Genomic DNA, 17,287 nt, shown 5'->3' on the forward strand with positions numbered 1-17,287 from the left:
CTTCGTCAGATCGGGGTGGCGAGCAGCGTCTGCACGCGCGACGTGTCGTAGATCACGCGCTTGGTCTTGTAGCGCAGACCGTCCGGCGTGCGCACGACCGTGTCGTAGTACTTGCCGGCCTGGTACACGTTCGACTCGCCGTTGCTGCGCGTCTGCACGACGACGTAGTTGCTCTCGGTGTCGATCTCGCCGTCGCGTTCGGCGACGATCGTCAGGCCCGACGTCATGTGCCGGTACGTGTGCTCTTCGTAGATGTTCGCGTGCCGCAGCGACACCACGCGGTCGCGCAGCATCCGCTGGTTCGTGCAGTGGACGATCCCGACCGGCAGCCCAAGATCGGCGTTTTCCTTCGGCACGATTTCGTACGTGCAGTCCTCGGTAAACATCGTCGGCCATGCTTCGAGCCGGTCGTTGTCGAGGTGCCCGATATAGCGGTTCTGGAGCATGTAAATCTCGAACCACGTCTTCATGTCTTCCGTCATTTCTCGCTCCCGCTTCAATAGCCCATCAGCTTCTGGTAGCCGACCCAGAACTTGCGGATCAGGCTTTCGGTGATCACCGTGTCCTGCTGGTCCGGATTGCCGCGCGACATCTCGATTACCGACGTCGCGTCGGCGTCGCGCACCGTCCCGCGCTGCACGAGCTCGGTCGCTTCGGTGTCTTCCATCGAGATATAGCCGGCCGGCCCGACGAGGTTCGCCTGCTTGATGCGCAGCGCGCGCAGCTCGGGCGTGTCGTCCGCATAGCCGAAGAAGTGAAAGATCAGCTCGAAGTTGTCGGGGCCCTTCGGCAGGATCTGTCGTGCAACCAGCGTGTTGTGGATCTGCTGGATCACGAGCTGCGGGAAGATCGGCTGGATATGGTTCGTGCAGTCCTCGTCGTATTCCGACACGAGATCCAGGATCGATTCGTCTTCGAGGTGAAAACCCTCGTCGAACGAACGGATGTTCTGCTGCTTGTACGCGGCCGACGTGTCGTCGTTCGTCTTCGTCACCGTGATGATGCTGTGCAGCCCGTGGTTCGCGTCCGGAATCGAGCGCGCCTTCATCCCGACGCGGAAGATATTGAAGGTCGTATGGAACAGGTGCAGCATGCTCGCGTGATACGGGTCCTTCACGTTCTCCATGTACAGCTTCCAGTTCGACTTCGAATACTGACGCGTGCAGCCGAGATACTCGATCGGCTTGTGGAAGATCCGGTCGATCCACGGGCGCATCTGCTCGCCGAGGTAGTCGGGCAGCGGCATCACGTCGTCGCTGAAGGTGGCGAACACCAGCCCGCGATAGCTGTCGACGCGCAACTTGCGCAGCCCGTGCTGCTTCGGATCGAAATCCGCCGGCATCCCGGTCATCCCCTTCTGGCCGCGTCGGAACGGCACGCCGAGCAGGTTGCCCGTGTTGTCGAAGCTCCACTGGTGATACACGCACGTGTGCGAGCTCGCGTTGCCGCGCGACTTGCGGCACACCTGCGCGCCGCGGTGTGCGCAACGGTTCACCCACGCGGCGAGCGTGCCGTCCTCGGCGCGCGTGACGACCACCGGCGTGTCGCCGACGAACGTGCTCTTGAAATCGCCGGCGTTCGGGATTTCCGCTTCCAGCGCGACGAAATTCCACGTCGGCCCGCGGAAGATGCGTTCCTGCTCGCGTTCGTAGACGGCCTGCGAGCTGAACACCTTGTACGGCACGCGCGAGCCGTCGTCGTGCGGAAAGCTCACGTCGGACGCGTCGCCGCGCGCGGCGAACACGACGGGCGATTCTGTCTGCTCCATGTCGGACTCCTTGTTGATCCGTTGCATTAATAAGATGGGGTCCATTTTTGAAAGGCTAATATTCGCCGTCTATCCGGAAAGTGCGATTGCGGCGGTGCAATATCCACTTTCGGCGGATTTCTGAGCTAGCATGGCGGCACGCACGATGCGGCATTTGATCGAGACCCATTCGTCGGATCGAAGCGCGCCGTCCACAATCAGGCTGATGCCCATGTCCCCAACATCGTTCGAGCCGCTCGCGCTGCGCGCGCACCGGCTGTTCGAATCCCGCGATCTCGACGAGACGCGCGAGCGGATCTCGCGCGTGATGCAGCCGCACGCGCTGCTGCCGAACGGCCGCGTGCACGGGGCGTCGCACATGGATTTCGTCAAGCTCGGCGGGCTCGGGATCGGCACGATCGCGTTCGGCGACGCGATGCGCGTGCAGGTCGACGCGGTCGACGGCTATTACCTGCTGATGTTCTGCCTGTCCGGCCAGGCCGAGGTGCGCGCGATGGGGCGGCAGCTCGGCGTCGACGGCCAGACCGGCGTGCTGTGCGCGCCCGGCGAGCGCTTCGACGCGGTGCTGTCCGCCGATTGCGAGCAATTCGTGCTGCGCATCGATGCGGCGACCGTCGGCTCGCTGACCGGCGACCCGCGCGCGACGCTCGACCCCGTGCTGCATATCAGCGACGCCGCGCTCGCCGCATGGCGCCAGCAACTGATGCTCGTCGCGCGTTCGCCCGAACTGCTCGAACGCGCAAACGCGAACCCGCGTGTCGCGTCGCAACTTGAGCACCTGCTGATCGACCTGCTGATCGAAGGCCACCCGCCGTCCGTGCTGCACGCGTCGCACCGCGACCCGGCGCCCGGCTTCGTGCGGCGTGCGCAGGAGTTCGTGAACGCGCACTACGCGCAGCCGCTGCAGCTCGCCGATATCGTCCGCGCCGCCAACGTGCCGGAGCGGACGCTGCGCGACGCGTTCCTGCAGTTCCGCGGGACGAGCCCGATGCAATACCTGCGCGCGACGCGGCTCGACCATGCGCGCGAGCTGTTGCGCGGCGCGGCGTCAGACCGGCGCATTGCCGATATCGCGCTCGATTGCGGGTTTACGCACCTCGGGCGGTTCGCGATCGCTTATCGGGAGAAATTCGGGGAATCGCCGTCGGAGACGCTTGGCGGGAAGCAGTAGGCAGGCGCTGGCCCGACTCGGTGAATCGCAGGCCAGCTGGATAAAGGGCCGGGGGCACGACCGACTGTTTGCCGGCTTCCGGCTTGCAGACCTGCCCGGCCGACACAAGAGGGCGCGCCGTTCCGCCAGTGCCGAACAACATCGCCTCGTGCCGCCCTTTTGTGCATTTGACCGGCCCCCTAACGCGACCGTTAGTTGCAGCAATGGCCAATCGGCGTGCCCTTACGCCGTCGGTACGATCATCTCCCGCGCAATCGCGCAGAACGCGGCCGTCGCGGCGCTTTCGCCGTGCAGCCGGCGGCTCATGATGATCGGCGACGTCGCGGCCGGCTCCGGCAGGCGCCGGTAGACGACGCCCCTCACGCGCACGCCCTCCACGCTCTCCGGCACCAGCGACACGCCGACTTTCGCGGCGACGAGCCCGAGCGCCGTCTGCAATTCGCGCACCTCATGGACGGCCGCCGGCACCAGCCCGCCATCGCGCAATGCGGATAGCTGCTGGTCCGCGAAGCTCGGCCGCGGCGTGCTCGGATAGACGATCAGCGTCTCGTTCGCGATATCCGCGAGCGCGAGCGGCCGGGCCGGATCGGCAAGCGGATGCCCGACCGGCAGCGCCGCGATCAGCTTTTCCTCGATCAACGCCTCGCGCACCAGTTGGTCATCGTCGAACCGCAGCCGGCCGAAGCCCACGTCGATCCGCCCGCCCTTCAGCGCGCCGAGCTGCTCCAGCGTGAACATTTCGATCAGCGACAGCTCGACATCCGGCTGCGCCTCGCGAAACGCGCGGATCACGTCCGGCAGCGCGCCGTACAACGTCGACGGCACGAAGCCGATCACGATCCGCTCCGACAATTGCGCGAGCCGCCGCGTCAGCGGGCCGAGCTCGTCGGCCTGGTCGACGAGGCGCTTCGCCTGCGCATAGAACACGCGCCCCGCATCCGTCAGTTTCAGCGGCCGTGCGCCGCGCTCGAACAGCGGCAATCCGATCTCGTCCTCGATCGCCTGGAGCTGGCGGCTCAGCGGCGGCTGCGTCATGTGCAGCCGCTCGGCCGCCCGCGTGATGTTCATTTCCTCGGCGACGGCGATGAAGTAGCGGAGCTGACGCAATTCCATTTCATGCCTCAAAGGTATGGAAGTAGTCGGAAAGAGTGTTGGACGACGCGGGGCGGGAATTCCTACCATGTGCACCAACAGGAGGAATCGCATGATAGCAACTGCCGCCACCATCGAACGCATCGAGACGCTGCTCGTCGACGTGCCGACGATCAGGCCCCACAAATTGTCGGTCGCCACGATGAATTGCCAGACCCTCGTGCTGGTGCGTGTTCGATGCACGGACGGTATCGAAGGCGTCGGCGAGGCGACGACCATCGGCGGCCTCGCGTACGGCGAGGAGAGCCCCGAAAGCATCAAGGTCAACATCGACACCTACTTCGCGCCGCTGCTGCAAGGCATGGACGCGACCCGCCCGGGCGCTGCGCTGGCGCGCGCCCGCAAGCTGTTCCAGGGCAACCGCTTCGCGAAGTGCGCGATCGAGACCGCGTTGTTCGACGCGCAGGCGCGCCGCCTCGGCGTGCCGCTGTCCGAGCTGTTCGGCGGCCGCCGGACCGATGCGGTCGATGTCGCATGGACGCTCGCGAGCGGCGACACGCAGCGCGACATCGCGGAAGCCGAAGCGATGCTCGACGCGCGTCGCCACCGTGCGTTCAAGCTGAAGATCGGCTCGAACGCGGTGGCCGACGACGTCGCGCACGTGATCGCGATCAAGCGCGCGCTCGGCGCGCGCGGCGACGTGCGCGTCGACGTGAACCAGGCATGGAGCGAAACCGACGCGATCTGGGCCGGCACACGGCTTGCGGAAGCCGGCGTGAGCCTCGTCGAGCAGCCGATCGCCGCGACCAACCGCGCGGGGCTGAAACGCCTCACGCAACTGGCGCAGGTGCCGATCATGGCCGACGAGGCGCTGCACGGCCCCGTCGATGCATTCGCGCTCGCGCAGGATCGCGCGGCCGACGTGTTCGCGGTGAAGATCGCGCAATCGGGCGGCCTGCAGGGTGCGGCGAGCGTCGCGTCGATCGCGGCGGCGGCCGGCATCGAACTGTACGGCGGCACGATGCTCGAGGGCGCGGCCGGCACGATGGCGTCCGCGCAACTGTTCAGCACGTTCGACTCGCTGAAATGGGGCACCGAGCTGTTCGGCCCGTTGCTGCTCACCGAGGAAATCCTCGTCGAGCCGCTGCGCTACGAGGATTTCAAGCTGCACCTGCCGGCGACGCCCGGCCTCGGCATCACCTTCGACTGGGCCCGCATCGAGCGGATGCGACGCGACGCCCGCTGACCCCACACGACAACCGAAACCGGAGACACAGATGAACAAGCAAGCCATCGATGCACTGCTGAAGACCTTCGACGACGCCGCCGAAAAGCCGGGCAACCCGCGCGTACGCGCGATCGTCAACCGGATCGTGAAGGACATCTGCTACACGATCGAGGACTTCGACGTGCAGCCGAGCGAATTCTGGACGGCGCTGAACTACCTGAACGAAGCCGGCCGCGAATTCGGGCTGATCGCCGCGGGCCTCGGCCTCGAGCGCTTCCTCGACGTGCGCATGGACGAAGCCGAGGAAAAGGCCGGCATCCAGGGCGGCACGCCGCGCACGATCGAAGGACCACTGTATGTCGCCGGTGCGCCGGAATCGGTCGGCCATGCGCGTCTCGACGACGGCACCGATCCGGGCCAGACGCTGATCATGCGCGGCCAGGTGCTCGGCCAGGATGGCGCGCCGATCGCGAACGCACTGGTCGAGGTGTGGCACGCGAACCATCTCGGCAACTACTCGTACTTCGATCAATCGCAGCCCGCGTTCAACCTGCGCCGCTCGATCCGCACCGATGCCGAAGGCCGCTACAGCTTCCGCAGCGTGCTGCCGGTCGGCTACAGCGTGCCGCCGGGCAGCAAGACCGAGCAGCTGCTCGACCAGCTCGGCCGTCACGGCCATCGTCCGGCGCACATTCACTTCTTCGTTTCGGCGGACGGTTATCGTAAGCTGACGACGCAGATCAACATCGATGGCGATCCGCATCTGTGGGACGACTTCGCCTTCGCGACGCGCGACGGGTTGATCCCGCCGGTGAAGCAGGCCGAAGGCGCGGAAGGCAAGCCGTATGGCGTCGACGGGCCGTTCGCGCTGATCGACTTCGATTTCTCGCTGCTCAAGGAAAAGCAGGACGTGCCGGCGAGCGAAGTCGAGCGGGCCCGCGCGCAGGCCTGAGCGGCCTTCCCGTTCGACGAATCGACAACACAAGGAGTGCAGCATGCTGTTTCATGTGGAAATGACGGTCCGTCTGCCGACGGACATGGATCCGGTCAAGGCGGCCACGCTGAAGGCGGAAGAAAAGGCGATGTGCCAGCGGCTGATGAACGAAGGGACCTGGCGGCATCTGTGGCGGATCGCGGGGCGCTATGCGAACGTCAGTATTTTCGATGTCGAGAGCGTGCAGCAGCTGCATGACGTGCTCAGCCAGTTGCCGCTGTTTCCGTATATGGAGATGGAAGTGCGGGCGCTGTGCCGGCATCCGTCTTCGGTGCGGGAAGACGATCGGTAAGCAGGCGGTCGAGCACTGAAAACACGGGCGGCCTGCGATTGCCTCGCAAACCGCCCGTTTCGTTTCGTCATCCGTGGCGGTAGATCAGGTTGCCGCGCGCCTTACTTCTGCGCATCCATCTTGTCGGCGACTTCGTCGCCGTACACCTTCGCGACACGTCGCGCGACGATTGCCTGCATCAGCGTCTTGTCGAAATCGCCGGCGGTTTTCCAGCCGCTACCATCCCTGACGAACGTGAAATCGCCCTTCAACTGCAGCATCGACGGCGCGCCGATCGCACCGAGCAGCCGGTCGCGATAATCGATCAGCAACGGACACGACACATGGTCGCCGTCGATCTGCTTGCAGTCGGCGGCAGGCATGACGCCGAGCACGCTGCTCGTCAGCGTCGTCGGCTCGTCATCGCCCGGCAACGGCTTGCCGTAGCTCGGCGAACGCTCCGACACATTCTTGTCGAGTTGCGCGACACCCGCCATGAAAGCCGTACTGATGACGTCGCGGCCGAGTGGTGCGCCGAGCTTCGGATTGAGGCCCTGCGCACTGTAGCGAACCGTCACGTATTCGGGAGGGAACATCTGCACGACAAAGGCGCTCTTATCCTTGTCGTCGTGCCGGACCACATAGCCGAGCGTTGCATGCTCGTCGGCGATGCTCACGTCCGCCAGGCAGCCGCGCGCGCGATTGGCCTCGTCGTAGCCGACTTCACGGGGATTGCTGACGCGTGGAAACGACTTGCTTCCCTGGTCGAGCATCTGCATCGGGTTCTTGCGCATCATGTCCATACGCGCATCGAACATCAGCGAATTCAGCGCCTTGGTGGTGCTCGACGCGCTGCATGCGGGCGCCGACGCAGGCCACAACAGGTAGGCGCCCACCGCCAGCGCAGCAGCGAGGCCCCCGAAGCCGATCAGCATCTGCTTCTTCTTTTGCTCGCGCTGGATCGATGCGACCGTTTCATTCAGACACTGTTCGAACCGGGGCGGATCGATCTCCTCCAGCATCTTCATCAGGACGACTTTCGCGTCGACGCTCGCGAAGGCGCCGTCCAGCAGTTCATGCGTTGCTTTCGCCTCGGCGTCCGCCGTCGTGTAGCCCTCGGCGATCAGCCAATCGAGCATTACTCGCGCGGAATCGGTGTCGGGAAGCTCGGCCGGTGCGTCCGTCAGACGCCGGGTGACGCGCGCCGCCTGCTCCTCCGTCAGATAGCCGCCGGCTTCGAGTGCGATCAGCAGGTTGGCGCGGTGGTCACCTTCGGTCGATTCCGTTTGGCCCGTTTGTTCGAAAGACATGGTTGTTGTTCTCCGTCGAGACCGATTCGCTGCGCGGCCAGTGCCAGCCTATTGTGCAGAGTAATCGCGTCGATCTCCGGAAACTACTGTATTTGGCCAAACGTGTCGATATGCTCGTGATCTGCTTGCGCGCGTCCATGCCGTCAGCTTCCTCATTCGTTGTACCCGTCACGACTATTCCCAGCGGGCTATTGACTAGTGCGCTCCCCGGCAATCCGGTCTGCCTGCAGATCCTGAGCGAGCCCCGTTCGATCATTCGTCAACAGATCGTCATACCGTACCGCATCGAACAACTTGCGATCCTTCAACGGGTATACGCAATCGGCAACCGATGTAGCCCGTCCCGCGTCGTCCGGGTTCTATGCGGCGCGTGCAGTCAGATCGACGTCGGGATCGTCGACAATCGCGATCCCGGCATCCTGGTCAGCTTCGAGATGACATGCCACCTGAAGAACGCCGGGCTCGTGCGGTTCGGCACCTACTTCGAGCCGCCGGGCCGCCTGCGCGTCGAACGACGCATCGACCCATCATGATCTCGCGCCGTCACTGCTCGTGCGCAAGATGCGCGGCAAACCCCACTTTCTCCGGCACGATCTCCGGCTTGAGCGTCAACGCCGGAATCTCGTAATCGCCCGCGTTCTGCCGCCGAAACGGAATCGGCTGCGTCGTCCACAGTTCATCCAGACGCTTGCCCAGCGCCGCGCGCGTTTCGGCGAAGCGCGCATCGTTCATCTTGCCCGTCCGGTAGATCACGAACGGCGGCAGCACATCGAAGCCCGGGTAATACAGCACGCCGTGCTGGATCGGGAACAGCACGTCGTCGATCGGCCCGTTGATGCCGCGAGGGCTGTAATGCGATTCCCACCCGCCCGTCGTGACGATCACCATCGCGCGCTTGCCGGCAAACGCGCCTTCACCATAGCGATCGCCCCAGTGCGTATCGGAATGCTCGCCGACACCGTACGCAAAACCGTACGCATACACGCGCTCGAACCAGCCCTTCATGATCGCCGGCATCGAGAACCACCACAGCGGAAACTGCAGGATCACCGCGTCGGCCCACTTCAGCTTCTCCTGCTCGCGTGCGATGTCTTCGCTTTGCGTGCCCGCCGCGAACGCGCGCTTCGAGTCGAGCGACGGATCGAACCGCGCATCGGGCGCACGATCGGTCACGTCGTTCGCATCGAACGCCGCCTTCCAGTTCATCGCATACAGGTCGGTCACCTGTACCGTGTGGCCGGCCACTACGAGATGCTCGACGGCAAAGTCGCGCAACGCGCCGTTCAGCGAGCGCGGCTCGGGATGGGCATACACGATCAGCACATTCATGTTCGTCACTCCGTGGATTGAATGACCGCAGGATGCTCCGACCGAAGGTATATTTGAAATGAATTTCTGATATTCCAGGTATAGACATGAATAATCTCAGGCGGCTCGATCTCAACCTGCTCGTCACGCTGGACGTGCTGCTCGCCGAGCACAACGTCACGCGCGCAGCCGAGAAACTGAACATGTCGCAGCCGTCGGTGAGCGTGCAGCTGCAGAAGCTGCGCGACCTGTTCGGCGATCCGCTGCTGCTGCCGGGGCCGCGCGGAATGCGGCCGACCGCACGCGCGGAAGCGCTGCGCGAGCCGTTGCGCGACGCGCTCGAAGCCGTCGAGCGTGCGGTCGTTCCGGCCACGCCGTTCGATCCCGCAACCGCGACGAACACGTGGCGTGTGGCCGCGACCGACTACGGCGAATCGACGATCGTGCTGCCCGCGCTGAGCACGCTGCGCTCGGCCGCGCCCGGTACGCGACTCGCAGTCGTCGAACTCGTGCCGCCGCACATCGAGCAGGATGCCGAACGAAATGGCATCGATCTGGCCTTCCATACGACCGAGGGTTCGCCGCCCGGCATGCGGCGCTTGCCGCTGTTCGTCGAGCGTTACGTGCTCATCGGCCGCGCCGGGCATCCGAAGCTGAAGCGGCGCCCCACGCTCGCGCAGTTCGGCACGCTCGAGCACGTGATCGTGTCGCCCGACGGCGGCGGCTTCTTCGGCGTGACGGATGAAGCGCTCGCGAAGGTGGGCGCCACGCGGCGCGTCGTGCTGTCCGTGCCGCATTTCCTGTTCGTGATGTCGGCGGTCGCCAGCTCCGATCTCGTCGCGATGCTGCCCGAGCGGCTGGTGCGCGACGTGCCCGCATTGCGGGTGGTGGAAGCGCCGGTCGAGGTGCCCGGTTATGAAATGTCGATGCTGTGGCATGAACGCGTGCATCGCGATCCGGCGCATCGGTGGCTGCGGGAGACCATCGCGGAATCGGTATAAGCGGAACGCGGCCAGCGGAATCGGCGCGACAATGCGCGACCGGCGCTCGCGTACCGGCTTCCAACGGCTTCCGGCATCCGCTCGCGTCCGCGACGACAAGATTCTTCATCCGGGACTTGAAACCGCCTCGAACACTGTATATATTTACAGTGCTTTTGCACCATTTGACCCGAATTCCGTCATCCATCGACGGACGGATTTTTGTGAGGCGACCATGTTCCAGGCATCCGCATTCGATCCCGAGCAACCCGGCTTCAACCCCGTCCAATTCGAGCGCGCCGCGCAACGCGCGGTCGTCGATCTGCAGCGTGTCGCGGGCGGCCCCGCGCAGCGGGCGCTCGGCCTGCGGCGCCGCACCCATCCTGCGGCCGTCCGCACGATGAGCTGGCAGGCGCTGCTGAACGTCGAAGAGCTGGCATTCTCGAATGCCGGTTTCCTGAGCCGCAACGATCCGGCCGTCGTCGACGCGTTCATCCGGCTGCGCGACAGCCGCCTGGTCGCCGCGGACGTCGACGAGCCGGTCGACTGGCGCCGCGACGATGACGACCTGCCGGCCATCTACCTGATCGTCAAGGCGATGCTGGAAGCGGAAGAGGAAGAGCGCGCCGAAGCGGCCTGAGCCGTGTGATGGCCGTGCGCGGTCACGGTCTGTCGAGGTAGCGCCGCCACGTTGCGTGGCGACGCGGCCGGCGCTGCTGCCCGTTTCAGTCCTGCGCCGGCGAACGGTACATCGGACGGTGAGCCATGAGCCGCGTCGCCGGCGGATCGCCGCCACTCGACGTACGTCCGGCGTACATCCGGGCGGCGGTTGCAGCCCGCCGTTACAACCGTGCCGCGAGCCGTGAGCCCTGGTCGATCGCGCGCTTCGCGTCGAGTTCGGCGGCCAGTTCCGCGCCGCCGATCAGGTGCACCGAGCGCCCGGCCGCCTGCAGCGGCGCGAGCAGCGCGCGCTGCGGCTCCTGCCCCGTGCAGAGCACGATCGTGTCGGCTTCGATCAGTTCGTGATCGGTGCGTTTCTCGCCGTACGACACGTGCAGCCCGCGCGCATCGATCAGCTCGTAGTTCACGCCGCCGATCATCTTCACCTGCTTCATCTTCAGCGTCGCACGGTGAATCCAGCCGGTCGTCTTGCCGAGCCCCTTGCCGAGCGGCGCGGCCTTGCGCTGCAGCAGCGTCACTTCACGCGCGGGCGCCGTAACCTGCGCACGCGTCACGCCGCCACGCGTCGTGGCCGGGTCCGTCACGCCCCACTCGGCCTTCCACTCTTCCAGATCGAGCGCCGGCGATTCACCCTCCTGCACCAGATACTCGGCGACATCGAAGCCGATCCCGCCCGCGCCAACCACCGCGACCCGCCGGCCGACCGGCTGCCGGCCCGCGAGCACGTCGATGTAGCTGAGCACGTTCGGCTCGTCCTGCCCCGGAATCTTCGGGTCGCGCGGCGCCACGCCGGTCGCGAGCACGATCTCGTCGTAGCCGCCCGCGATCAGGTCGCTCGCGTCGACGCGGCGGTTCAGGTGCAGGTTCACGCCGGTCAGCTCGACCTGGCGGCCGAAGTAGCTCAGCGCTTCGTGGAACTCTTCCTTGCCCGGAATCCGCTTCGCCATGTTGAACTGGCCGCCGATCTCGGCCGCGCCGTCGAACAGGTCGACCTGATGGCCGCGCTGCGCGAGCACGGTCGAGCATGCGAGCCCGGCCGGCCCCGCGCCGACCACCGCGATGCGCTTCGGCTGCACGGCGGGCGTGTATTTCAGCTCCGTCTCGTGGCACGCGCGCGGATTCAGCAGGCACGACGCGATCTTGTTCTTGAACGCGTGATCGAGGCACGCCTGGTTGCATCCGATGCAGGTGTTGATCTCGTCCGCACGGCCCTGCGCGGCCTTGACCACGAACTCCGCATCCGCGAGCAGCGGGCGGGCCATCGACACCATGTCCGCGCAGCCGTCCGCGAGGATCTGCTCGGCCACTTCGGGACGGTTGATCCGGTTGGTGGTCACGAGCGGAATGCCGACCTCGCCCTTCATCTTCTTCGTCACCCAGGCGAACGCGCCGCGCGGCACCGAGGTCGCGATCGTCGGCACGCGGGCTTCGTGCCAGCCGATCCCCGTGTTGATGATGGTCGCGCCCGCGCGCTCGACGGCCTTCGCAAGTTGCACGGTTTCACTCCAGTCGCTGCCGTCGGGAATCAGGTCGAGCATCGACAGCCGGTAGATCAGGATGAAATCGCGGCCGACCGCTTCGCGCGTGCGCTCGATGATCTCGATCGGCAGGCGGATGCGGTTCTCGTACGCACCGCCCCACTGGTCGGTGCGTTTGTTGGTATGCATCGAGATGAACTGGTTGATCAGGTAGCCTTCGGAGCCCATGATCTCGACGCCGTCATACCCGGCTTCACGCGCGAGCGTCGCGCAGCGCACGAACGCGCGGATCTGCCGCTCGACGCCGCGCGCGCTCAGTTCGTGCGGCGCGAACGGCGAGATCGGCGACTTGATCCGCGACGGCGCGACCGCGAACGGGTGATAGCCGTAGCGGCCCGTATGCAGGATCTGCAGCGCGATCTTGCCGTCCTCCGCGTGCACGGCATCCGTGATCTCGCGATGCCGCCGCGCGGCGGCCGACGTCATCAGCGTGCCGCCGAACGGCTTGGTCCAGCCGGCCACGTTCGGCGCGAAGCCGCCCGTCACGATCAGGCCCACGCCGCCGCGGGCGCGTTCGGCGAAATACTCGGCGAGCCGCGGCAGCGTCTTGCGGCTGTCCTCGAGGCCCGTGTGCATCGAGCCCATCAGGACGCGGTTCTTCAGCGTCGTGAAGCCGAGATCGAGCGGGGCGAGCAGGTGGGGAAAGGTCGTGGTCATGATGATCGTGCCGATAAGCGATGCATGACATCGTAGGCGCGCGCCGCCTTGAACGTGAGGGGGCAAACAGCCATAATGCTTGTCATTTCCGGCCAAATCGACATGACCTCCCCTCTCGCCAAGGACCGCCTCGGGCTGCGCCGGCCGACGATTCCGGTCGCCTATACGCGCCTGCTGCTGCAGGCGCTGGCCGCGCGCGGCGTCGACCTGGCCGCCGTGCGCGCCGGCACGGGCCTGCGCGATGCGGTACTGGCCGAACCGGACGCGCGCGTCGCGCCGTCGCAATGGGGGCGGCTCGTGCTCAATGCGATCGAGATCGGCGGCGATCCGGGCATCGGGCTCGCGTTCGGGCTACTGCTGAAGCCGACCGTGCACGGCTTTCTCGGCTACGCGACGCTGACCGCGCGGGACATCCGGGAAGCGCTGTCCGTCACGCAGCGCTACTTCCGGATGCGCAACCGTCAATATCGCCTGACCTACGAAGAAGACGAACACGGCGCGACGCTCGAACTGCACGGCGTGCAGGCCAGCCCCGTGCTGCAGCATCACGTGATGTTCGAATTCGTGCTGACCGGGCTCGCGCAGAACATCTCGCAATGGGCCGGGCGCGCGTCGCCGCCGATCAGGCTGCAATTCGCGTGGCCTGAGCCGCCCTATTTCGCGCGCTATCGCGATCAGCTGCCACCAGTCGAATTCGGCTGTGCCGCCAACGCGCTGTGGATCGCGCGCGACGTGCTCGACTGGCCGCTGCCGCTCGCCGACGAAGTCGCGCACCGGCAGGCGCTCGTGCAGGTGGAACGCGAATATGCGCAGGTGCGTCAGGAGGAAGGCGATCTGGTCGAGCGCGTGCGCGCGGAGCTGGCATGTGGCGCCGGCGATTACCCTGGGCCGGAGACGCTCGCCGACGCGCTGCTCGTGTCGACGCGCACGCTGCGGCGCCGGCTGGAGGAAGCCGGTTCGAGCTATCGTCAATTGCTCGACGAAGCGCGGTTTCGCGACGCGAAGCAGTTGCTCGCCGCGTCGGATCTCGACCTGAAAACGATCGCCGAGCGGCTGCAATTCACCGACCCGGCGAATTTCACGCGCGCGTTCCGGCGCTGGGCCGGGCAGACGCCGAGCGCGTATCGCGAAGCGGCCGCGGGTACCGCGCACGGATGATGCGGGATGGCGGACGACACGACGTGCCTGCGCGGGAGTTCATCGGTATGATCGATGCCACGCCAAAGCGGCGCCGACCGGCGCCCTCTCCCGACCATGCGCCATCACACCACCGTGATCGAATCGACGATCGATCGCATCGATACGAACCTCATCCGGGTCACGGCCGACATCAGGAAGGTGCCGCTTTATCGCCTGACGATGCAGGGCGCGTGCTACTTCATCTCCGCCTACGACATCGACGCAGAGGCGTTCAAGCAGATCGATCAATTGAAGCCCGGGATGGCTGTGCGCGCGCGCATCTTCGACGATCGCGGCCGCCGCCGGATCGCGTGGATCCGAAGCAACGATCTGGCAATCGCCCCTTACGATGCGTTCAAACAGAAGAACAGCAACCTGTCGCTGCTCACGTGGGCGTCATGCATCTTCTTACTGAGCCTGCTGATTGGCGCCGCCGCCTTCAAACTGGGCTCGGCGCTCGTCGTCGCACTCACCCTGTTCGTGACCATCGTCAGCCTGCTAGGCACGCTGCTCGCGATCGCCGGTCTCTCCGAGCTGGCCTTCCAGCCCCAGCGGCGCGAGGCCCACGAAAGGTGGCAACTCGAACCGGTCGGTTTCACGGCGGAACGGAGCAGCCCATGACCGATCGCACCATGCAGATCGCATCCGGTTGCGTGACATCGGTCAGCCAGCAGACGATCAGTACGGACGTCTGGAGCAACAACCTCGGCTGGACCAGGCAAAGCATCGAGGAGATCGCGCTGCAGCTCGACACATTCGATGTACCGCTCACGGTCAGGACCAGCGGCACGCGCAACCTGTTCATCGTCGCGGGCGACCGGTTGACGGTCGCGTACGCCCCCAACCAGGATCGCCGCGCCATCTACGGAATCCGCAACACGACCGACGGCTCCGTGTATCTCGTTCGCACCGCCAAGGTCGCGAGCGCCCGCACCGACGTTTTCGTGACGATCGGGCTGCTGGTCGCGCTGGCCTTCATCGGCGGCATCATGTGTGCGGTATCGCGCAGCACGAGCGGGATGCTCGACGCGTTTGCGTGGTTCGCCTCGGGCGCGATCGGCCTGTTCGTGCTGAGCACACTCCTGCGTATCGTGTTCGGCGTGATCGTGTGGCCGGAGATTCGGCGGCTCGCGCAGCCCGGCGGCAAGCGCGAAATGCATGCCGCCCGGCATGCACTGTCGCTCGCGAAGGACGACACGCCGCACATTCGCTTCATTTGAGCCGCCGCGGCGCACGACGTGTCACGGGTCGATGCCGATCCGCGCGCCGCCGTCACCCTCGCCCGCGTCGATCCGCACCTCCGCCGTCGCGGCAGCGATCGCGTCGTACACGTCATCGGTCACGCACACCACCGGCACCGCGATCGCATACAGCTCGGCAGCGACGATCGCGCCGATCGAGATGATCAGGTCGCGCTCCTTCAGCACGATCCCGACCGGCCCCGTGCCGTTGCGCACGGCTTCCGCGAGCACGCTGCTGCTCGAACTCGAGCCCTTCGCGTGCGGCATCACCATCACCTTGCCGGCGAGGCTCGCGCCGGCCTGCGGATGCCCGCGATCGACGATCCTTCCCGCGCCGGAGTCATAGCCGCCCCAGAAGCTGAGCGGCTTGTCGAGCACGAACGGGCGCGCGCGTGCGCTGCCCGGTACGAGCGTGTCGCCCGTCAATACCTTGCGCGTGACCTCAGTCATCGAATCGCACCTTTCCTTCGTACGCCGAACGCACGCATTCGCGCATGCTGCCGTACGCGACCGTCACGCCGATGTTCGCGGGCGCATACGACGCCCATTTCCCCGAATTGGTCATCACGAGCCCCGACAGTTGCTTCATCACCGGCGTGATGTACGTGCAGGTGTCGACGACGATCTGGATGCCGCGTGCAGCGAATTTCTCCGCGAGGCCGGCTTCGTCCAGCTCCCACAGGATGAACCGGCTCGTGTTCACGTAGAAATCGCAGGCCGGCTTGCCGTCGAACGCATCCAGCAACGCATCGAGCGTGCGGAATTCGGCCAGCGAGAAATGCGGCGTACCGAGCGCCACCGCGACGAGCGCATCGCCGGCCGCGCCGTGGTTCAGCGTGCGGCGAATCTCGTCGAGATCGGCCATCGCGACGTCAACCGTGCGTTGCGCCGCTTGCCCGTGCAACGCGGCGTCGAGCGTCGGTGCCTCGGGTGTCACGCCGACCGCATGAAACAGCGCGACGGCCCCGCTCGACGCGGCGGCCGCACCGAGCGCCTTGAGTTCGTCTTCGGTGGTATCCGCCGGCAGCCCGACGATCGCCGGCACGACCGCGCCCGCGATCCTGCCGATCAGCAGCCCGAGCGCGGCGAAATGGATGTCGCGCGACGGCAGGCGGCTGAAGTCCGGCGCGTTGAACACGATCCGCGCAGCGCGGTTCGCTTCGACATGCAGCCCCGCATACGGCGCACGCCCGGTGATCGCGGCGGCCAGGTCGAGAAAATCGCCGTACCGGCTCGTCCGCGCGCCGAGCACCGAGTTCGCGAACACGATCGCATTCGATTCGGCCCACGCGATCTGCTCGCCTTTCGCGGGACGGTTCTTCAACTGGTACGGCGCACACGTGAAGCTCGATTCGCAGCCGAGCTGCAGATGCGCGTCCATCAGGCGTTGCGCGTCGCGCTGGATCGTGCGATCGCCGTGATACAGCTCGGGATGGATCAGGTCGAGCGACCCGACGTTCAGCGTGGTCGGCACCGCAACCTTCGCGCCGGTGTCGACGAAATACTCGACGAAGTCGAGGCTCGTCCGGCCGTGGTAAAGACAGCCGTCGATATGGGCGGACGTGATGTCGATCAGGTGCGGCGCGGACATCACTTGCGCCGTGCGTGCGACGATCCGCATCGCGCGCGCGACGCCATCGCCGAAATCCCCGCGCAGCATGGCGCTGTCGCGGTCACTCAACTGCAGCATCGATTGCTCCTCTGACGCGTGCCGGCGGCGCCGGTCGGTGAAACTCGTCAGGGGACTCTACAACTGGAAATAAAAACTGTCCAGATTGCAATCGATCCGGACAGTTTAAAAACCAATTTTCACTCTCGAACGCCAATAAAGCGGACAATGGCTCGAATTTCGCTCCAGTTTGCCGCCGA

Annotated in this window: 19 protein-coding genes and 1 pseudogene; 10 read left to right on the forward strand and 10 right to left on the reverse strand. The window is 65.8% G+C overall.

Annotated features, from left to right (window positions below; all coding sequences use genetic code 11):
* Nucleotides 1-5 precede the first annotated feature (5 nt).
* From andAd to LGN17_RS03380, 3 genes are all read right to left on the reverse strand, one after another.
* Nucleotides 6-482 carry an anthranilate 1,2-dioxygenase small subunit AndAd gene (gene andAd, locus LGN17_RS03370; RefSeq protein WP_175957583.1) on the reverse strand — a complete coding sequence of 159 codons (477 nt, stop codon included), beginning with the start codon at nucleotides 480-482 and terminating at the stop codon, nucleotides 6-8.
* Between the two features lie 14 nt (nucleotides 483-496).
* On the reverse strand, nucleotides 497-1,768 hold the full coding sequence (gene andAc / locus LGN17_RS03375; protein ID WP_175965858.1) for an anthranilate 1,2-dioxygenase large subunit AndAc: 1,272 nt from the start codon (nucleotides 1,766-1,768) through the stop codon (nucleotides 497-499).
* Nucleotides 1,769-1,837: 69 nt separating this feature from the next.
* On the reverse strand, nucleotides 1,838-1,981 hold the full coding sequence (locus LGN17_RS03380) for a hypothetical protein (protein WP_175957586.1): 144 nt from the start codon (nucleotides 1,979-1,981) through the stop codon (nucleotides 1,838-1,840).
* On the opposite strand from LGN17_RS03380, the gene andR reads away from it, so the two are divergent.
* The gene (gene andR, locus LGN17_RS03385; protein ID WP_226195144.1) at nucleotides 1,980-2,939 is read left to right on the forward strand and encodes an anthranilate 1,2-dioxygenase regulatory protein AndR; all 960 of its coding nucleotides are present in this window, start codon (nucleotides 1,980-1,982) and stop codon (nucleotides 2,937-2,939) included. The two genes, LGN17_RS03380 and andR, sit on opposite strands and share 2 nt — an antisense overlap.
* A gap of 222 nt (nucleotides 2,940-3,161) precedes the next feature.
* On the opposite strand, the gene LGN17_RS03390 is transcribed toward andR, so the two are convergent.
* Nucleotides 3,162-4,052 (reverse strand): LysR family transcriptional regulator, encoded by an 891-nt coding sequence (locus tag LGN17_RS03390; RefSeq protein ID WP_226195145.1) that lies wholly within the window; start codon nucleotides 4,050-4,052, stop codon nucleotides 3,162-3,164.
* Nucleotides 4,053-4,143: 91 nt separating this feature from the next.
* Between LGN17_RS03390 and LGN17_RS03395 the strand changes: the two genes are divergently transcribed.
* From LGN17_RS03395 to catC, 3 genes are read left to right on the forward strand one after another with little or no spacing between them, the layout of a single operon-like run.
* Complete coding sequence (locus LGN17_RS03395; protein ID WP_226195146.1) at nucleotides 4,144-5,277, forward strand: muconate/chloromuconate family cycloisomerase; 1,134 nt, start codon at nucleotides 4,144-4,146, stop codon at nucleotides 5,275-5,277.
* Between the two features lie 31 nt (nucleotides 5,278-5,308).
* A complete protein-coding gene (catA, locus tag LGN17_RS03400) occupies nucleotides 5,309-6,211 on the forward strand; it encodes a catechol 1,2-dioxygenase (protein ID WP_226195147.1) in 903 nt (300 codons plus the stop codon).
* Nucleotides 6,212-6,254: 43 nt separating this feature from the next.
* A complete protein-coding gene (gene catC, locus LGN17_RS03405) occupies nucleotides 6,255-6,545 on the forward strand; it encodes a muconolactone Delta-isomerase (RefSeq protein WP_226195148.1) in 291 nt (96 codons plus the stop codon).
* A gap of 101 nt (nucleotides 6,546-6,646) precedes the next feature.
* On the opposite strand, the gene LGN17_RS03410 is transcribed toward catC, so the two are convergent.
* Nucleotides 6,647-7,834: a hypothetical protein gene (locus tag LGN17_RS03410; RefSeq protein WP_226195149.1), complete on the reverse strand. Its 1,188-nt coding sequence runs from the start codon at nucleotides 7,832-7,834 to the stop codon at nucleotides 6,647-6,649.
* A 188-nt stretch (nucleotides 7,835-8,022) separates the two neighbouring features.
* Complete coding sequence (locus tag LGN17_RS03415) at nucleotides 8,023-8,142, reverse strand: hypothetical protein (protein WP_264165834.1); 120 nt, start codon at nucleotides 8,140-8,142, stop codon at nucleotides 8,023-8,025.
* Between the two features lie 72 nt (nucleotides 8,143-8,214).
* On the opposite strand from LGN17_RS03415, the pseudogene LGN17_RS03420 reads away from it, so the two are divergent.
* Nucleotides 8,215-8,367 (forward strand): annotated as a pseudogene (locus tag LGN17_RS03420) (type VI secretion system baseplate subunit TssE); the annotation flags it as partial.
* Between the two features lie 10 nt (nucleotides 8,368-8,377).
* Here the strand turns inward: LGN17_RS03420 and LGN17_RS03425 are convergent.
* The gene (locus LGN17_RS03425) at nucleotides 8,378-9,163 is read right to left on the reverse strand and encodes an NAD(P)H-dependent oxidoreductase (RefSeq protein WP_226195150.1); all 786 of its coding nucleotides are present in this window, start codon (nucleotides 9,161-9,163) and stop codon (nucleotides 8,378-8,380) included.
* A gap of 86 nt (nucleotides 9,164-9,249) precedes the next feature.
* Between LGN17_RS03425 and LGN17_RS03430 the strand changes: the two genes are divergently transcribed.
* Both LGN17_RS03430 and LGN17_RS03435 read left to right on the forward strand, forming a co-directional pair.
* Nucleotides 9,250-10,143, forward strand: a complete 894-nt coding sequence (locus LGN17_RS03430) for a LysR family transcriptional regulator (RefSeq protein WP_226195151.1) — start codon at nucleotides 9,250-9,252, stop codon at nucleotides 10,141-10,143.
* 214 nt (nucleotides 10,144-10,357) lie between these two features.
* The gene (locus LGN17_RS03435; protein ID WP_175957612.1) at nucleotides 10,358-10,762 is read left to right on the forward strand and encodes a DUF2471 family protein; all 405 of its coding nucleotides are present in this window, start codon (nucleotides 10,358-10,360) and stop codon (nucleotides 10,760-10,762) included.
* A gap of 202 nt (nucleotides 10,763-10,964) precedes the next feature.
* Here LGN17_RS03435 and LGN17_RS03440 read toward each other — a convergent pair whose 3' ends face one another.
* A complete protein-coding gene (locus tag LGN17_RS03440) occupies nucleotides 10,965-12,998 on the reverse strand; it encodes an NADPH-dependent 2,4-dienoyl-CoA reductase (protein WP_226195152.1) in 2,034 nt (677 codons plus the stop codon).
* Nucleotides 12,999-13,073: 75 nt separating this feature from the next.
* Between LGN17_RS03440 and LGN17_RS03445 the strand changes: the two genes are divergently transcribed.
* The 3 genes from LGN17_RS03445 to LGN17_RS03455 are packed head-to-tail and all read left to right on the forward strand — an operon-like array spanning nucleotide 13,074 to nucleotide 15,397.
* Nucleotides 13,074-14,156, forward strand: coding sequence for an AraC family transcriptional regulator (locus LGN17_RS03445; RefSeq protein ID WP_226195153.1), 1,083 nt, complete (start codon nucleotides 13,074-13,076; stop codon nucleotides 14,154-14,156).
* 54 nt (nucleotides 14,157-14,210) lie between these two features.
* Nucleotides 14,211-14,798: a hypothetical protein gene (locus LGN17_RS03450; protein WP_226195154.1), complete on the forward strand. Its 588-nt coding sequence runs from the start codon at nucleotides 14,211-14,213 to the stop codon at nucleotides 14,796-14,798.
* Nucleotides 14,795-15,397, forward strand: coding sequence for a hypothetical protein (locus tag LGN17_RS03455; RefSeq protein WP_226195155.1), 603 nt, complete (start codon nucleotides 14,795-14,797; stop codon nucleotides 15,395-15,397). Before LGN17_RS03450 ends, LGN17_RS03455 begins: the two co-directional genes overlap by 4 nt.
* A gap of 21 nt (nucleotides 15,398-15,418) precedes the next feature.
* Here the strand turns inward: LGN17_RS03455 and LGN17_RS03460 are convergent, their stop codons facing one another.
* Nucleotides 15,419-15,868 carry an aconitase X swivel domain-containing protein gene (locus LGN17_RS03460; RefSeq protein ID WP_226195156.1) on the reverse strand — a complete coding sequence of 150 codons (450 nt, stop codon included), beginning with the start codon at nucleotides 15,866-15,868 and terminating at the stop codon, nucleotides 15,419-15,421.
* A complete protein-coding gene (locus LGN17_RS03465) occupies nucleotides 15,861-17,108 on the reverse strand; it encodes an aconitase X (protein ID WP_226195157.1) in 1,248 nt (415 codons plus the stop codon). The genes LGN17_RS03460 and LGN17_RS03465 overlap by 8 nt, the downstream gene beginning before the upstream one ends.
* Nucleotides 17,109-17,287: the final 179 nt, after the last annotated feature.

Source organism: Burkholderia sp. AU30280, from assembly GCF_020420125.1.
Classification (GTDB): domain Bacteria; phylum Pseudomonadota; class Gammaproteobacteria; order Burkholderiales; family Burkholderiaceae; genus Burkholderia.

Bases quoted from the DNA above. Each gene is read 5' to 3' on its own strand.
- andAd (WP_175957583.1), bottom strand. From the start codon at position 482: ATGACGGAAGACATGAAGACGTGGTTCGAGATTTACATGCTCCAGAAC.
- andAc (WP_175965858.1), bottom strand. From the start codon at position 1,768: ATGGAGCAGACAGAATCGCCCGTCGTGTTCGCCGCGCGCGGCGACGCG.
- andR (WP_226195144.1), top strand. From the start codon at position 1,980: ATGTCCCCAACATCGTTCGAGCCGCTCGCGCTGCGCGCGCACCGGCTG.
- LGN17_RS03380 (WP_175957586.1), bottom strand. From the start codon at position 1,981: ATGGGCATCAGCCTGATTGTGGACGGCGCGCTTCGATCCGACGAATGG.
- LGN17_RS03390 (WP_226195145.1), bottom strand. From the start codon at position 4,052: ATGGAATTGCGTCAGCTCCGCTACTTCATCGCCGTCGCCGAGGAAATG.
- LGN17_RS03395 (WP_226195146.1), top strand. From the start codon at position 4,144: ATGATAGCAACTGCCGCCACCATCGAACGCATCGAGACGCTGCTCGTC.
- catA (WP_226195147.1), top strand. From the start codon at position 5,309: ATGAACAAGCAAGCCATCGATGCACTGCTGAAGACCTTCGACGACGCC.
- catC (WP_226195148.1), top strand. From the start codon at position 6,255: ATGCTGTTTCATGTGGAAATGACGGTCCGTCTGCCGACGGACATGGAT.
- LGN17_RS03410 (WP_226195149.1), bottom strand. From the start codon at position 7,834: ATGTCTTTCGAACAAACGGGCCAAACGGAATCGACCGAAGGTGACCAC.
- LGN17_RS03425 (WP_226195150.1), bottom strand. From the start codon at position 9,163: ATGAATGTGCTGATCGTGTATGCCCATCCCGAGCCGCGCTCGCTGAAC.
- LGN17_RS03430 (WP_226195151.1), top strand. From the start codon at position 9,250: ATGAATAATCTCAGGCGGCTCGATCTCAACCTGCTCGTCACGCTGGAC.
- LGN17_RS03435 (WP_175957612.1), top strand. From the start codon at position 10,358: ATGTTCCAGGCATCCGCATTCGATCCCGAGCAACCCGGCTTCAACCCC.
- LGN17_RS03440 (WP_226195152.1), bottom strand. From the start codon at position 12,998: ATGACCACGACCTTTCCCCACCTGCTCGCCCCGCTCGATCTCGGCTTC.
- LGN17_RS03445 (WP_226195153.1), top strand. From the start codon at position 13,074: ATGCTTGTCATTTCCGGCCAAATCGACATGACCTCCCCTCTCGCCAAG.
- LGN17_RS03450 (WP_226195154.1), top strand. From the start codon at position 14,211: ATGCCACGCCAAAGCGGCGCCGACCGGCGCCCTCTCCCGACCATGCGC.
- LGN17_RS03455 (WP_226195155.1), top strand. From the start codon at position 14,795: ATGACCGATCGCACCATGCAGATCGCATCCGGTTGCGTGACATCGGTC.
- LGN17_RS03460 (WP_226195156.1), bottom strand. From the start codon at position 15,868: ATGACTGAGGTCACGCGCAAGGTATTGACGGGCGACACGCTCGTACCG.
- LGN17_RS03465 (WP_226195157.1), bottom strand. From the start codon at position 17,108: ATGCTGCAGTTGAGTGACCGCGACAGCGCCATGCTGCGCGGGGATTTC.